This is a genomic window from Rhodococcus sp. HNM0563 (assembly GCF_012726195.1).
Lineage (GTDB): Bacteria > Actinomycetota > Actinomycetes > Mycobacteriales > Mycobacteriaceae > Rhodococcus.
Window position 1 is genome coordinate 603491 of record NZ_JAASAF010000001.1, and the last position, 15399, is coordinate 618889.

Consider the following 15399-nt stretch of genomic DNA (forward strand, 5'->3'; position numbering starts at 1 on the left):
GTCGTGTTCGTTCGAGAACGAGAAGGACGAGAATTTTGAAGCTTCGCAAGATCACCGTCGCTACGGTGGCGCTCGCCGCCGCCCTCACGATGACTGCCTGCAGCTCGGATGACGGAGGCTCGACCGAGACGACCGCGGCAAACTCGACAGTAGAGACCACGACGTCGGAGGCCGCTGCGTCGGACTACCCGCCGGTGCCCACCGTCGAGGAACTGCAGACCATGCTCGACCAGGCCTTCGACGGCAGTATTCCGGCCGAGGAGAAGCAGAACCTCGTGCAGGGTGCAGAGCTCGATCCGACCCTGATCGACCAGGTCGCGGCGGCCGCGCAGCAGGCCGGTGCGAAGGTCACCATCATCGATATCAACGACAACGAGGACGGCACCGCGACCGCGGGTATCGAGACCGCCATCGGCGATCAGGTCTCCACCGGCACGGTCATGTTCGTTGCCGAGGACGGCTACTGGAAGCTGTCGCAGGACAACGCGTGCGCGATCGTGTCGCTGGCGGCCCTGCAGACGCCTGCGTGCCCGTAATTCCTGAGCGCGACCTCACTTCGTGAGATGACGGCGGTGGCCGACGCGGAGATCCGCGTCGGCCACCGCCGTCTCGTCGGCTAGTTGTTCGTGCCGGCCCAGGATTCGGGAGTATGCCAGCCGACCCGGTCCACCTGGGACTGCGACAACCGAGTTTCGCCATTCGGGTCGAGATAGGTCTGATCGCCGCTCACCGTGAAGTCGCCCTGAACGGGCAGTGGCTTATTCGGGTCGATCGTCATCGTTCCGCTGCCCGCCATCGTGTACTCCTCGACGGACAGCTGCCCTTGCCCGTTGGGCAACATCCAGGTCGACTCCTGCGGAATCTGTTCGACGCGGACATCGACGCGAATCCGGTCGTCGTCGCGAGAGACGAGAGTGGCCGTGCCGACCTGATCGATCGTGATTCCCGCGCTCATCACCTGTTGGTGGCTCTCCCACACCGCGCCTACACCGATCGCCTCGTCGGGGAACGCCACCATCCGGTAGACCGCTTGGTAGAAGGCCTGTTCGAGTGCTGAGCGCGCCACGTTGGGTACCGCGGTCCCCGGTTCGAGTCGCAGCGCACTGACCGCACCGTTGGGGCCCATCGTCAGCCCGGCTCCGGAGCCCTGCACCTCGGTGAGGGATGTCTCGAGGTGGGGGTCGGGAGTACTGACATTTCCGAGTATCAGGTCGACCACGGTGCCGGGTGCTCCCTCGGTCACCGACTCGGTGACTGTCGCGGACAACGGTGTCGTCAGTTCAGGGGTGGAGAAGTCCTGTGCCGCTTGATCGCCGATCTGCTGGTGCACCTCGGAGCGTGTGGTCAGAATCACACTCTGTTCGGTGCCGGTTGCGGGCGTCAACCGCACAATCTCGCGGGGCTCGGCTCCCGCATCGAGCACTGTCGCGGTCACAGCGGACACGGGCACCGTCACCTCGGTCGCGGACGCGGCGGTCACGGCGGGAGTGCCATCAGGCGAATCCCCGCATCCCGTGACGAGCGCGGTGAGCGACAGGACGGCAGCGAAGGCGCACGGCCTCGTATAGGCGAATCTCGACAGCACAGGCACGTCACCAGGGTAGCCACGACGGGCGCGGTGGCCGCTCCCTCGGCTGGGTAGGGGATGATGGCGGAGTGAGTGACGAAGCTTCCCGGCCCGATCCTGCGTCCGATACGCCGGAACCGCCCGCACCGGATCCCCCGGCGAAAGCGCAGGCGGGACCGAGGCGGCTGCGCAATCTGCTCGTCCTGGCAGCGGTGATCTACGTGGCCGATCTGATCACGAAGATCGCCGCGGTCCACTACATCGACCCGTCCGATCCCATCTCCGTCATCGGCGACACCGTGACATTGACGCTGATCCGCAACCCCGGTGCCGCGTTCTCGATGGCGACCGGCATGACATGGGTGCTCACGCTGGTGGCGATCGGTGTCGTCATCGGTGTGATCAAGATCGGCCGGACGCTGCGCTCGCGGTGGTGGGCACTGGGGTTGGGGTTGGTGCTCGGCGGTGCGCTCGGAAATCTCACCGATCGGCTGTTCCGCTCTCCCGGGCCGCTGCAGGGGCATGTCGTCGACTTCGTGTCGGTCGGATGGTGGCCCGTGTTCAACGTCGCCGATTCGGCGATCGTGTGCGGCGCGATCCTGCTCGTCGCGTTGACGGTGTTCGGCGTCGAGCCCGACGGAACACGTGCGAACTCCGGGGAAACAGCGACACCGGCAGACGCCGCCGTACCGGACAGCACAGGGGACAGCGAATCGGAATCCACCGGAAAGGAAGAACGTCAGTGAGGGAAACCCGGGCCATGCCCGTACCGGACGGACTCGACGCGATGCGGGTCGATGCCGGACTGGCCCGCCTGCTCGGCTTGTCCCGCACGGCGGTCGCTGCGCTCACCGAAGAAGGCTCCGTGATCATGGACGGTGCGCCGATGGGCAAATCGGATCGACTCTCGGCGGGATCGTGGCTCGAGGTCGTCCTGCCCGAGCCGCCACGGCCGTTGACCATCGACGCGAAGCCCGTCGAGGGTATGGAGATCCTCTACTCCGACGACGACATCGTCGCGGTCGACAAGCCGGTCGGTGTGGCCGCGCATGCGAGTGTCGGCTGGACGGGTCCGACGGTCATCGGTGGTCTGGCCGCCGCTGGCTTCCGCATCTCGACCTCGGGTGCACACGAACGGCAGGGCATCGTGCACCGGCTCGACGTCGGCACCTCGGGCGTCATGGTCGTCGCGACCTCCGAGCGGGCGTACACCGTGCTCAAGCGAGCTTTCAAGCAGCGCACCATCGACAAGCGGTATCACGCACTCGTGCAGGGCCACCCTGATCCGAGCAGCGGCACCATCGATGCCCCGATCGGGCGGCACCGCGGCAGCGACTGGAAGTTCACGGTCACGGCGGACGGCAAGCCCAGCATCACGCACTACGACACCGTCGAAGCGTTCCAAGCGGCGAGCCTGCTCGACATCCACCTCGAGACCGGCCGCACCCACCAGATCCGTGTGCACTTCTCCGCTCTACGGCACCCGTGTTGCGGAGACCTCACCTACGGTGCCGATCCGCGTCTCGCGGCTCGTCTCGGGTTGGAACGCCAGTGGCTGCACGCACGCTCCCTCGGATTCGCACATCCGACCCGCGGGAACTGGGTCGAGATCACCAGCAAATACCCGGCCGACCTCGAGAACGCACTCGACGTATTGCGCAACGCCTGAGCCATGGCCCGGATCGTGTCATGGTCGGCGACGGCCGCATTGGTGCTCGCGGTGCTCCTCGCCGGTGTGCTCAATCCGGTCCGTCCGGCGTCGGTGCGCACCGACGCGCTCGGCCCCGACAGCGGCGAGCCGGTCGCGGACTACCTGCGCCGCGCCGAGTCGACTCTGGCCGAACTCGGACAGGACCCGAGCTGGGCACTCGTGTCGTTCGTCGAACCGCTGGATGTCGCCGCAGTTGCCGAGCTGCCCGGCAATGTGCGTGTGGGCCAGGTTCTGTTCCGGGTGCCGATTGACCGGGTGCAGACCCCGCTCGTCACCGTGGCGGTGTCGGCGCACCCGGAGGCGCTGCGACGGGCTCCGGGTGTGGCGGCAGGTCGCTTGCGCGGCCCCGCCGAGGGGACGGGCCGTGCCGCCCGGGTCGCCGAGGTGTCCGCGGAGCGGCTCGCGAGCGGGTGCGCCTGTGTGGTGGGACTCGTCGTCCGGGGCACAGGCGAGCAACTGCGGGAGGTTGCGGACGATCCGGCGGTGCGGGCTGTGGACGCGTTGCCGTCGGACGCGGTGGCAGGCAGGTTCTCGGTGAGACCGCTGCTGCCCGAACACGTGGAGGTCGTGGCGCCGGGCCCGGACGACGGGGAACCCTGACACCTGTCGTGGCACGCACCGAGTACCGCCACACCACCGCGTCGCTGCAGCGTGGATTCGGCGGCTTCTTCGATCCGCTGTGATTGCCCTTTTAGTACGCATTTCGTAGGGTGGGGGCCTACGGAATGCGTACTGAAGGGGTGAGATGGAGCAGACGCGTGGAACGCCACTGCCGGCCGCGCTGGCACGGACTGCCCTGCGCACCATCCGCCCACGGGACGCCACCGAGGTGTACGCCCACCCCCGCCCTGAACTGGCCCGGCTCGCCGACCGAGGCGTCCTGCATCGCGTCGCCCACGGCTACTACATCGTCGTCCCACAGGATCAGGTCGGAAGGGCATGGCTGCCGGGTCTCGAAGCGGTTGCTGCGGGGATCGCATCGACGATCTACGGGGCCGACAATGTGGTGGCGATGGGGGTCAGCGCCGCCCGGCTACACGGCGCCATCCCGCGAGCACTCGCCACCGCGATCGTCGCCGTCCCGTACCGGCACCGGCCGATCGACCTGGCCGACCGCCCCGCCACGCTTCGCTTCGTTCAACGCGACACGGACGGGCTCGACGCGGAACGCCTCGACACCGCGCTCGGGCCCGTTCTGGTCACCACACCCGAACAGACCGTGCTCGACCTTTCGCGACGGCCACTCCTCGGCAATTCGGAAACAGAGATCCCCGCCGCTATTGCGACGCTCTACCGTCGCAGTGATCGCGACCGACTCGAAGAACTGGCACAGCAGCAGCGGATGGGGGCCAGCCTACGGCGTGTCGAGATGTGGGCGGAGACGCCGTGAACCTGGACGAACGCGACGCTGTCGCAGTCAGGTTCGGTGTGTCACCGGAGCAGGTGGCACGTGACCACCTGGTCTCACACCTGCTCGCCGCGCTCTCCGCGCCTTTCGCGGATCGACTCCACTTCATCGGCGGCACCGCGCTCGCCCGCACCCACCTGGTGAACGGTCGCCTCAGCGAGGACATCGACCTGGTCGCTCTCGGCAATCGCACCACACTGGCGACGGACATCGACTCGGTGCTTCCGCGGGCTGTTTCGCGAACCCACGGGCGATTGAGTTGGGAGCCCGCGCTGAGCGAGGTGCGAGACACAGAACCTGCGTTCCTCCGAACCGACGGCGGCCTGTCGGTGAAGGTGCAACTGCTGTCGTCGAAGGACCGGACAGTCTGGCCTGCTGAACTGCGCAGCATCGAACAACGCTACGGCGACGCTGCTCACGCGCAGCTGTGGGTGCCGACACTCCCGGCTTTCGTCGCGTCGAAGACCACGACCTGGCACCACCGACGCGCATCCCGGGACCTCTGGGACCTGTGGTCGCTGGCAGCACTCGGCGCAATCGACGGCGACGCCGCCGTGCTGTACGCGCGACACGGGCCGACGAACAGGCTTCCCACCCGCGAACTGTTCGCGACTCCGCCAGACGAGGCCGACTGGACAGCTCAACTGGCGGGCCAGACCCGACTGGACGTGACCGCCCGAGCGGCCACGGCGATTGTTCGCGAATCCTGGGCGCGCGTGACCCAGCTCGACACCATGCAGGAAGATGGAGAACGGTGACCGATACCGCCTACGACCCCGCAGCCGAGCAGCCCCGCCTCACCGCGCTCGACACCAAGGCCGACACGCAGTTCCCCGGCCTCGTCGTCCGGAAGGATCTCGTCGGTTGCGTCCGGGGCAACGCTGTCGTCCCCGGGTATGTCCTCGAGTTTCTCCTCGCCCAGTACTGCGCCACCGACGACGAAGCGACGATCGACGCCGGCATCGAGAGCGTGCGCAACATCCTGTTCCAGCACTGAGTGCATCGCGGCGAAGCCGAACTGGTGAAGTCGACGATCCGTGATCGTGGCCGTCACCGCGTAATCGACAAGGTTTCCGTCGTCCTCAACGACAAGAAGGACATCCACACCGCGGCCTTCTCCAACCTCGGCCTCAAAGCGGTGCCCATCGACGACCGCACCGGGGCCAAACCGGCAGAGGAGACCGTCGTCGTGCACGTCTGTCCCGCTCAGGAGACCGAGCGGGACGACCGGAAGAAGGCACAGCTCATCGGCCTGTCCGACATCAGGAGTCGCCGTCAGGATCGTCGCCGGACCAAGGCATGCACACTCACCTACCTGAAGGAGGAACCCCGGAGATGACGTTGACCTGGGATGGCCTGGCCCAGCCGGCCGAAGCCCTGTTGCCCCCTGACGTGCTTCGCACGCGACATGCGCTCGCCGACGCTGCGAAACGATGCGACTGGAGTGCTGTCATGGAGTTGTTGGACGAATCTCCGCAACTGGTGAACACCTCGAGGCCAGGTGGAGCGTCGCTCTTCGCGCCCCTTCACCAGGCTGCGTACAGTAACGCGCCGACCGAGGTGATCAAGGACCTCGTAACCCGAGGCGCCTGGCGCACCCTGGAGAACGCTCGTGGCGAGCGGGCAGTCGACGTCGCAGTCGGACGCGGCCACGACAAGGCGGCGGCAGCGCTCGCGCCGCGGCTCGTACGCATCGTTCCGCACGGTGTGCTGATGAAGATCCAACAGTACCTGCACGCGATGATTCGCAGTCAGGAGGCGGCGCTGATCGAGCGGTACCCGCTGCGGCTACCCGAGCTTCAGCCGTTGCTGGAGGTGGGCCGAGACGACATCTTCTTCCAGGTGCCGGGCATGTACGGCGGCTTCTTCTACCGTCTGGAGGAGGACGGCGTGGCGGCGAACCTCGTGGCGATCGCCTCCTCTCGCATGGGCGGATCGAGGTACTACGAAATCACGTCGGCGGGAAGTGAACTGGTGAGTGAAGGGCCCTGATCTGGAGGGCCTTGCTGCAGCGGACGTATCGTCGCCGACGGGCGGTTGTCAGGGCCAGTCATCGAGAGGTGCTGACGGAGAACGCCTTCCTTCCCTCCGGGGGATGGAGGCATACCCGGAGGTCCGAGCGGTCCTTCTGCTGCCCACGCCGTACGGTTGGTCGGTGTCAGCGTTCGCACGTCCTCTGCCGGCGACCGGAGTTCTGTGCGGAATCGGCGCCTACCTGAGTTGGGGCCTGTTCCCCGCCTTCTTTGGGTTGCTCGCGCCCGCGGGGGCGGTGGAGATCCTCGCCCATCGCGTGGTGTGGACGCTCGTCCTGATGCTGATTCTGCTCGCGATTCTCGGTCGTCTGTCCGGCCTGCGTCATCTCGGAGCGCGGACCTGGGCGCTCGTTGCGGCAGCCTCGACGGCGATCGCCGTCAACTGGGGTGTCTATATCTACGCGGTGGTCTCCGGTCAGGTCATCCAAGCCGCACTCGGATACTTCATCAACCCGCTCGTGAGTGTCGTGTTCGGTGTGTTGTTCTTCCGCGAGCGGCTCCGGCCCGCGCAGATCGTGGCACTGATCGCCGCTGCCGTCGCAGTGGTCGTGATCACCGTCGATTACGGGCGCCCCCCGTTCCTCGCGCTGATCCTGGCGTTCTCGTTCGCGTCCTACGGCGTGATCAAGAAGATCGTGCCTCTCGACCCGCGGACGTCTCTGGCAGGCGAAGGCGTCGTAGCGATGCCCTTCGCAGTGGCCTATCTCGTCTTTCTCGGCGTCACCGGTTCCGGAACCTTTGTCGGGTACGGCATCGGGCATTCGCTGTTGCTGATGTCGGCGGGTCTGGTGACTGCGGTGCCGTTGTTGCTGTTCGGGGCTGCGGCGCATCGGGTGCCACTCGCGACGATGGGCATGCTGCAGTACCTCACACCCAGTCTGCAGATGGCATGGGGTGTCCTCGTCCTGCACGAGGACATGCCGGCGTCACGGTGGATCGGATTCGCATTGATATGGGCGGCGCTGGTGGTGTTCAGCACCGACGCGCTGATCCGGGTGCGGCGTGAGCGCGGCCTCCGCGCGACGGCGATGAGTGTGGAGTAGCCGTAGCACCGTGTGCCGTCGGACACCGGTGTGCCTGTCCGATTGCGTCGTGCCGAGCGCCTAGACTCGTCGTTGCCCACAGACTTTCCGGGAGAGGCACGCGTGGCTGACTCGTTCGTTCATCTGCACAATCACACCGAGTACTCGATGCTCGACGGCGCGGCCAAGCTCGGGCCGTTGTTCGCCGAGGCCCAACGGCTCGAGATGACGGCGGTCGGCATGACCGACCACGGCAACATGTACGGCGCGAGTGAGTTCTACAACTCCGCGACGAAGGCGGGCATCAAACCGATCATCGGGATCGAGGCCTATGTCGCACCCGAGTCGCGGTTCTCCACCAAACGCGTGAAGTGGGGCGACCCCAGCCAGAAGTCCGACGACGTATCGGGCTCGGGCGCTTACACGCACATGACGATGGTCGCAGAGAACGCGACCGGCCTGCGCAACCTGTTCAAGCTCTCTTCGCTCGCGTCGATCGAGGGGCAGCTCGGCAAGTGGGCCCGCATGGACGAAGAGCTCATCGCGCAGCACCACGAGGGGATCATCGCGACCACCGGCTGCCCGTCCGGTGAGATCCAGACGCGCCTGCGTCTCGGGCACGATCGCGAAGCCCTCGAAGCCGCCGCGAAATGGCAGGAGATCTGGGGCAAGGACAACTTCTTCCTCGAATTGATGGACCACGGCCTGTCGATCGAGCGCCGTGTCCGGGAAGGGCTTCTCGAGATCAGCAACAAGCTCGGGATCCCGCCGTTGGCGACCAACGACTGCCACTACGTGACGAAGGACGCTGCGGAGAACCACGAAGCTCTGCTGTGCATCCAGACCGGTAAGACCCTCTCGGATCCCACCCGCTTCAAGTTCGACGGTGACGGGTACTACCTCAAGTCCGCGCAGGAGATGCGCGAACTCTGGGACAGCCAGGTTCCCGGTGCATGCGACAACACCGTGCTGATCGGCGAGAGGGTGCAGTCCTACAAGGAGGTGTGGGAGCACCGCGATCGGATGCCGATCTTCCCGGTTCCGGAGGGAGAGACGCAGGCCAGCTGGCTGCACAAGGAAGTCATGCGCGGCCTCGACCGCCGGTTCCCGCACGGGCCTGTCCCCGAGGAGTACCTGCGGCGCGCCGAATACGAGATCAGTGTCATCAACGAGATGGGGTTCCCCGCCTACTTCCTCGTCGTCGGTGACCTGATCAACCACGCCAAGGAAGTCGGGATCCGAGTCGGCCCCGGTCGAGGCTCAGCGGCAGGATCGCTCGTCGCGTACGCCATGGGTATCACCAATATCGACCCCATTCCGCACGGTCTGCTGTTCGAGCGATTCCTCAATCCTGAGCGCGTGTCGATGCCCGATATCGATATCGACTTCGATGATCGTCGTCGCGGCGAGATGGTGCGCTACGCCACCGAGAAGTGGGGCAGCGACAAGGTCGCGCAGGTCATCACCTTCGGCACCATCAAGACCAAGGCCGCGATCAAGGACGCAGCACGCGTCCAGTTCGGCCAGCCGGGCTTTGCCATCGCCGACCAGATCACCAAGGCGCTTCCTCCGCCGATCATGGCCAAGGACATCTCGGTCTCCGGCATCACCGACCCGTCGCACGAGCGGTACAAGGAAGCCGTCGAAGTCCGATCGCTCATCGACTCGAACCCGGACATCGCGAAGATCTATCAGACCGCCAAGGGACTCGAAGGTCTGATCCGCAACGCGGGTGTGCACGCGTGCGCGGTGATCATGTCGTCCGAGCCGCTGATGGATGCGATCCCACTGTGGAAGCGCGCGCAGGACGGTGCGATCATCACCGGCTGGGATTACCCGTCGTGCGAAGCCATCGGCCTGCTCAAGATGGACTTTCTGGGGCTGCGCAACCTCACCGTCATCGGTGATGCGATCGACAACATTCGGGACAACCGCGGGATCGAACTCGATCTCGACACGTTGCCGCTCGAAGATCCTGCGACCTACGAACTGCTTGCGCGCGGCGACACCCTCGGGGTGTTCCAGCTCGACGGTAGCGCCATGCGCGACCTCCTGCGGCGCATGCAACCGACGGGTTTCGAAGACATCGTGGCAGTGCTCGCGTTGTATCGCCCGGGTCCGATGGGTATGAACGCGCACAACGACTATGCGGACCGCAAGAACGGACGGCAGGAAGTCAAGCCGATCCACCCGGAGCTCGAAGAGCCCCTGAAGGAGATCCTCGCGGACACCTACGGTCTGATCGTCTACCAGGAGCAGATCATGCAGATCGCTCAGAAGGTTGCCGGTTACTCTCTCGGACGCGCAGACATTCTGCGTCGCGCCATGGGTAAGAAGAAGGCCGAAGTGCTCGCCGCGGAGTTCGACGGTTTCGAAGCGGGCATGCTCGCCAACGGATACGGCAAAGACGCGATCAAGGCGCTGTGGGACACCATCCTCCCGTTCGCCGGCTACGCGTTCAACAAGTCCCATGCGGCCGGTTACGGCCTCGTATCCTTCTGGACGGCGTACCTCAAGGCGAACTACCCCGGTGAGTACATGGCGGGACTCCTGACGTCTGTGGGTGACGACAAGGACAAAGCTGCTGTGTATCTGTCCGACTGCCGCAAGATGGGCATCACGGTGCTGCCGCCGGACGTCAACGAGTCGCACACCAACTTCACCTCGGTCGGTGAGGACATCCGGTTCGGGCTCGGCGCGGTCCGCAACGTCGGTACGAATGTCGTGGCGTCCATCGTCAGGGGGCGCGAGGAGAAGGGTCGGTACGTCGACTTCTCCGACTACCTGGGCAAGATCGACACGGTCGCGTGCACCAAGAAGGTCACCGAATCGCTCATCAAGGCGGGCGGATTCGACTCGCTGAAACATCCCCGCAAGGGCCTCATGCTCGTGCATGCCGACGCCATCGATGCCGTGATGAGCACCAAGAAGGCCGAGGCCATCGGACAGTTCGATCTGTTCGGTGGTGCGGACGCCGACGAATCGGTTGCGTCGGTGTTCAACGTCCGGATCCCCGACGAGGAGTGGGACAGCAAGCACCTTCTCGCGCTCGAGCGGGAGATGCTCGGACTCTACGTGTCCGGCCACCCGCTCAACGGTGTCGAGCACGTGCTCGCCTCTCAGGCCGACACACAGATCCCGGCGATCCTCGAGGGCGGTCTCAAGGACGGCACTCAGGTCACGGTGGGCGGAATTCTCGCCTCCGTGAACCGCCGTATCAACAAGAACGGTCTTGCGTGGGCGTCCGCACAGCTCGAGGATCTCACCGGTGGGATCGAGGTCCTCTTCTTCCCCCAGTCGTACGCGGTGTACGGCATGGATGTCGTCGAGGACTCGGTCGTGCTCGTCAAAGCACGCGTGTCGATCCGTGACGACCGCATTTCGTTGATCGCCAATGATCTCGCGGTGCCGGATCTTTCCCAGGTGGGTGTGGCCAAACCGGTGTCGGTGGCGATGCCGACCCGGTTGTGCACTCCCGACAAGGTCGGAGCGCTCAGGAATGTACTGACCAGGCACCCCGGCACCGCGGACGTCCACGTCCGGCTGATCACAGGCAGCAAGGTGACTCTGCTCAAGCTCGACGAGAGTCTGCGCGTGGAACCGTCGTCGGCATTGATGGGCGACCTCAAGGCACTGCTCGGACCGGGATGTCTCGCGACCTGAGGTCGCGGGCGGTGGCCGCTAGTGGGAAGTGCGCCGGTAGTACGCCAGGCGCACCCACCACGTGATGGTGGTGGCCGCCGCGGCGGTGAGCACAGCGATCTGTGCGGTACCTGTGATGACGAACAGGGCAATGAGCAGCAGGGCGCCGACAGCAAGAGCCTCGAGTTTGTAGAGCGGCCATTCGGTGCCGGCGATGTCGACACCGGCCACGCGAGCGGTCCTGCGGGGCTGCAGGTCGAGGGTCGTCATGGAGTGGCACCTCCGGTCGAGGAAAGTCTTCCTTCAGGGTAGACGCATAGAAGAATTCGGGTCAACGAACTTCTGGTCCTGGGTGTGTCGGATCACCCCGCGGTGTTCACTGGTATGTATGCCTCTCACCGGAGAATACGAACCCAGCCCGTCGAAATGGGCCGCCGACCAGGTCGAAGCCTACGAGTCTTCCGGCGGTACCGCCGGTACCACCCTCAATGGCAAGCCCGTCGTCGTCCTCACCACGCGCGGCGCCAAGACCGGAAAAGTACGCAAGACTCCGTTGATGCGAGTCGAACACGACGGGGAGTACGCGGTTGTGGCCTCGCTCGGCGGGGCACCGAAACATCCCGTCTGGTACTACAACGTCGTTGCGAACCCTCAGGTGGAACTGCGAGACGGTACCGAAGTGTATGACATGGTGGCGCGCGAACTGCACGGCGACGAGAAGACGCTGTGGTGGGACCGAGCGGTGGCTGCATTCCCCGACTACGCCGACTACCAGGCCAAGACCGATCGCCAGATCCCCGTTTTCGTCCTCGAACGGAAGTAGGCCGGGCATGGCTGCGCGGACCGTCGCGGATCAGCTGGTCGGTCAACTTGTCGATGCGGGTGTGCGCCGCATCTACGGGATCGTCGGTGACAGTCTGAACCCGGTCGTGGATGCCGTGCGTCGCACCGGCGGCACCGCGTCGGGCGGTATCGACTGGATCCACGTGCGTCATGAGGAGGCTGCGGCATTCGCTGCTGCGGCGGATGCACAGCTCACCGGGGAGCTGGCGGTGTGTGCGGGATCTTGTGGGCCGGGCAACTTGCATCTGATCAACGGGCTCTACGACGCGCACAGATCCGGAGCGCCGGTGCTGGCCATCGCCTCACACATTCCGTCCACCCAGATCGGCTCCGGATACTTTCAGGAAACCCATCCCGACCGTCTGTTCGTCGAATGCTCCACCTACACCGAGCTGATCAGCGCTGCAGCGCAAGCTCCTCGGGTGCTGCAGAGCGCGATGTCGCACGCACTCGCCGGACCGGGTGTCGCCGTCGTCACCCTGCCCGGTGACATCGCGGCACTGCCCTCGGAAGGGCCGGCGCCGCGACTGGTCCGTACAAGTGCCCCGACCGTCGTGCCCGCAGAATCGGACGTACGAGCGCTGGCCGAGGCGATCGATGCCGCCGACAAGATCGCGATCTTCGCTGGCGCGGGTGTTCGCGGTGCACGCGAAGAGGTCTTGGACCTCGCGGAGACAGTGGCAGCGCCGATCGGGCACAGCCTGCGCGGCAAGGAATGGATCCAGTACGACAACCCGTTCGATGTAGGAATGACCGGCCTACTCGGCTACGGCGCCGCACACGACGGCATGCACGGTGCCGACCTGCTGTTGCTCATCGGCACCGACTTCCCCTACGAGCAGTTCCTCCCGGACGTGCGCACGGCGCAGATCGACATCGATGCGAGCAGGCTCGGCCGTCGCACCGAGTTGGATCTCGCAGTGCACGGCGACACCGCCTCGACCTTGCAGGCGTTGAAACCGCTGATTCGGCGCAAGACCGACCGGAAGTTCCTCGAGCGCACACTCGAGCGTCACCGCGATCTGATGGACAAGGTGGTCGGCGCGTACACGACACCTGTCAAGCAGCGGAAGCCGATTCACCCCGAGTACGTCGCGTCGATTCTCGACGACCTCGCCTCCGACGACGCGGTGTTCACTGCCGATACCGGTATGTGCAACGTGTGGTCTGCCCGGTATCTCACCCCGAACGGTCGCCGACGTTTTCTGTCGTCCGCACTGCACGGGTCGATGGCCAATGCGCTGCCGCACGCGATCGGTGCCCAGTTCGCGGCACCCGACCGGCAGGTGATCTCCGTCAGCGGAGACGGTGGTCTGTCGATGTTGCTCGGGGAACTGATCACCGTGGTCATGCATCGGTTACCGGTCAAGATCGTCCTGTTCGACAACGCGACCCTCGGCATGGTGAAACTCGAGATGCTCGTCGACGGCCTCGCAGACTTCGGCGTGGATGTGCCGGCAGTCGACTATGCGCGGGTGGCCGAAGCGCTCGGGTTCTACGCGCGCCGAGTAGCGGACCCAGGGGAGGTGGAGCAGACACTGCGCGGCGCATTCGCTCATCCCGGACCGGCGCTGATCGACGTCGTGACCGATCCGCTGGCGCTGTCGCTCCCCCCGACGATCACCGGTGAGCAGGTGAAGGGCTTCGCTCTCGCCATGTCGAGGCTGGTGATGAACGAAGGGGTGGGTGAAGCGGTGAAGATGGCGAAATCGAATATCCGCAACCTGCCGAGACCGTCCCAGTTCCGATCCTGACCGACCGCGAAGGGGGTCGCGTGGGCAGTCCGAGCGGCAAGTGGCAGCATTGAACAGTGACCTCCACCTCGCGAACCGCTGAACCAACGCACATGACTGCCGTCCCGACTGCGGCCGATATCGACATTGCGGCGGAGCGAATTGCGGAGGCAGTTTCACCCACCCCTATCGAACTGAGCCCTCGGCTGTCGGCTCTCACCGGTGCGCACGTCTACCTCAAGCGCGAGGATCTGACGCGTGTGCGCTCGTTCAAACTGCGTGGCGCCTACAACGCGATGGCCCAGCTGGACGATAGGGAACGTGCTGCCGGCGTTGTGACGGCCAGCGCGGGTAATCATGCGCAAGGTGTCGCGTACGCGTGCCGGACGATGAGAGTCGCAGGCCGCATCTACGTGCCCGCTCGGACCCCGAAGCAGAAGCGTGACCGCATCCAGGTGCACGGTGGTGAGTTCGTCGAACTGATCGCCGTGGGCGATACTTTCGACGCGGCCGCTGCTGCAGCGGCCGACGACGCGGAACGCACCGGAGCGACCATGATCCCGCCGTTCGACGACGTCCGTACTGCAGCGGGGCAGGGGACCATTGCGCGCGAGATCATCGACCAGCTCCCGGGCGACCTGGATGTCCTCGTGGTACCGGTCGGCGGTGGGGGACTGATCGCGGGTATCGCGGCCTACCTGCGCGAGCGATCCCCCCGTACCGCGATCGTCGGCGTCGAACCCCGGGGTGCGGCATCCATGACCGCTGCACTGGTCGCCGGTGGCCCCGTGACCCTCCCCGAGGTGGAACCGTTCGTCGACGGCGCCGCTGTCAAGCGGATCGGCGACGTCCCGTACGCGGTGGTGTCGCAACTCGGCGCCGAGGTGGTGTCGCACTCGAGTCTGCCGCTCGTCGCGAGCCTGCGTGCGGAAGGTCTGGGGCACGCCCCATTCGGCATGACCCAGGTCGACGAGGGTGCGGTGTGCACGTCGATGCTCGACCTCTACCAGAACGAGGGCATCATCGCCGAACCCGCGGGCGCACTCGCGGTCGCGGCGCTCGAGGATCTGTCGATCGAACCGGGTGCAACGGTCGTGTGTCTGGTCTCCGGAGGCAACAACGACGTGTCCCGGTACGGAGAGATCGTCGAACGATCACTCGTTCACCGGGGTCTCAAGCACTATTTCCTCGTGAACTTCCCTCAGGAGCCGGGAGCGCTGCGGCGGTTCCTCGACGAAGTGCTCGGCCCCGATGACGACATCACCCTGTTCGAGTACGTCAAACGCAACAACCGCGAGACCGGTGCGGCGTTGGTCGGTATCGAACTCGGTGCAGCGGAAGACCTTTCGGCGCTCTTGCATCGAATGGACACCTCGCCGCTCGAGGCAGGCCGACTCGAGCCGGGTTCACCCGCCTACCGCTACCTCACGTAGGATTCGT

Annotated in this window: 14 protein-coding genes and 1 pseudogene; 13 read left to right on the forward strand and 2 right to left on the reverse strand. The window is 65.6% G+C overall.

Features of this window, described 5'->3' with window-relative positions; all coding sequences use genetic code 11:
• Positions 1-35 precede the first annotated feature (35 nt).
• A complete protein-coding gene (locus HCA61_RS02900) occupies positions 36-536 on the forward strand; it encodes a hypothetical protein (RefSeq protein WP_169686444.1) in 501 nt (166 codons plus the stop codon).
• Positions 537-616: 80 nt separating this feature from the next.
• On the opposite strand, the gene HCA61_RS02905 is transcribed toward HCA61_RS02900, so the two are convergent.
• On the reverse strand, positions 617-1591 hold the full coding sequence (locus HCA61_RS02905; protein WP_346777469.1) for a hypothetical protein: 975 nt from the start codon (positions 1589-1591) through the stop codon (positions 617-619).
• 65 nt (positions 1592-1656) lie between these two features.
• Here HCA61_RS02905 and lspA point away from each other — a divergent pair, with 65 nt between their 5' ends.
• From lspA to dnaE, 9 genes and pseudogenes are all read left to right on the forward strand, one after another.
• Positions 1657-2313 (forward strand): signal peptidase II, encoded by a 657-nt coding sequence (gene lspA / locus HCA61_RS02910; protein ID WP_169686446.1) that lies wholly within the window; start codon positions 1657-1659, stop codon positions 2311-2313.
• Between the two features lie 14 nt (positions 2314-2327).
• Positions 2328-3236: an RluA family pseudouridine synthase gene (locus HCA61_RS02915; protein WP_206039500.1), complete on the forward strand. Its 909-nt coding sequence runs from the start codon at positions 2328-2330 to the stop codon at positions 3234-3236.
• A gap of 3 nt (positions 3237-3239) precedes the next feature.
• Positions 3240-3878 carry a hypothetical protein gene (locus HCA61_RS02920; protein WP_169686450.1) on the forward strand — a complete coding sequence of 213 codons (639 nt, stop codon included), beginning with the start codon at positions 3240-3242 and terminating at the stop codon, positions 3876-3878.
• 145 nt (positions 3879-4023) lie between these two features.
• Positions 4024-4668 (forward strand): type IV toxin-antitoxin system AbiEi family antitoxin, encoded by a 645-nt coding sequence (locus HCA61_RS02925; RefSeq protein WP_169686452.1) that lies wholly within the window; start codon positions 4024-4026, stop codon positions 4666-4668.
• Positions 4665-5444 (forward strand): nucleotidyl transferase AbiEii/AbiGii toxin family protein, encoded by a 780-nt coding sequence (locus HCA61_RS02930; protein WP_169686454.1) that lies wholly within the window; start codon positions 4665-4667, stop codon positions 5442-5444. The genes HCA61_RS02925 and HCA61_RS02930 overlap by 4 nt, the downstream gene beginning before the upstream one ends.
• Positions 5441-6025 (forward strand): annotated as a pseudogene (locus HCA61_RS02935) (anti-phage BREX system Lon protease BrxL). Before HCA61_RS02930 ends, HCA61_RS02935 begins: the two are co-directional and overlap by 4 nt.
• The gene (locus HCA61_RS02940; RefSeq protein ID WP_169686456.1) at positions 6022-6678 is read left to right on the forward strand and encodes an ankyrin repeat domain-containing protein; all 657 of its coding nucleotides are present in this window, start codon (positions 6022-6024) and stop codon (positions 6676-6678) included. Before HCA61_RS02935 ends, HCA61_RS02940 begins: the two are co-directional and overlap by 4 nt.
• 163 nt (positions 6679-6841) lie before the next feature.
• On the forward strand, positions 6842-7762 hold the full coding sequence (gene rarD / locus HCA61_RS02945) for an EamA family transporter RarD (protein WP_346777470.1): 921 nt from the start codon (positions 6842-6844) through the stop codon (positions 7760-7762).
• 102 nt (positions 7763-7864) lie between these two features.
• Positions 7865-11404, forward strand: a complete 3540-nt coding sequence (gene dnaE, locus HCA61_RS02950; RefSeq protein ID WP_169686460.1) for a DNA polymerase III subunit alpha — start codon at positions 7865-7867, stop codon at positions 11402-11404.
• Between the two features lie 18 nt (positions 11405-11422).
• Here dnaE and HCA61_RS02955 read toward each other — a convergent pair whose 3' ends face one another.
• Complete coding sequence (locus tag HCA61_RS02955; protein WP_169686462.1) at positions 11423-11653, reverse strand: hypothetical protein; 231 nt, start codon at positions 11651-11653, stop codon at positions 11423-11425.
• A 118-nt stretch (positions 11654-11771) separates the two neighbouring features.
• Here HCA61_RS02955 and HCA61_RS02960 point away from each other — a divergent pair, with 118 nt between their 5' ends.
• The 3 genes from HCA61_RS02960 to ilvA all read left to right on the forward strand — a co-directional run bounded on the left by HCA61_RS02960 (position 11772) and on the right by ilvA (position 15392).
• Positions 11772-12206 carry a nitroreductase family deazaflavin-dependent oxidoreductase gene (locus HCA61_RS02960; RefSeq protein WP_169686464.1) on the forward strand — a complete coding sequence of 145 codons (435 nt, stop codon included), beginning with the start codon at positions 11772-11774 and terminating at the stop codon, positions 12204-12206.
• Between the two features lie 7 nt (positions 12207-12213).
• Positions 12214-13980, forward strand: coding sequence for a pyruvate dehydrogenase (locus HCA61_RS02965; RefSeq protein WP_169686466.1), 1767 nt, complete (start codon positions 12214-12216; stop codon positions 13978-13980).
• Between the two features lie 92 nt (positions 13981-14072).
• The gene (gene ilvA, locus HCA61_RS02970; protein ID WP_169686468.1) at positions 14073-15392 is read left to right on the forward strand and encodes a threonine ammonia-lyase IlvA; all 1320 of its coding nucleotides are present in this window, start codon (positions 14073-14075) and stop codon (positions 15390-15392) included.
• The last annotated feature ends 7 nt before the right edge of the window (positions 15393-15399 follow it).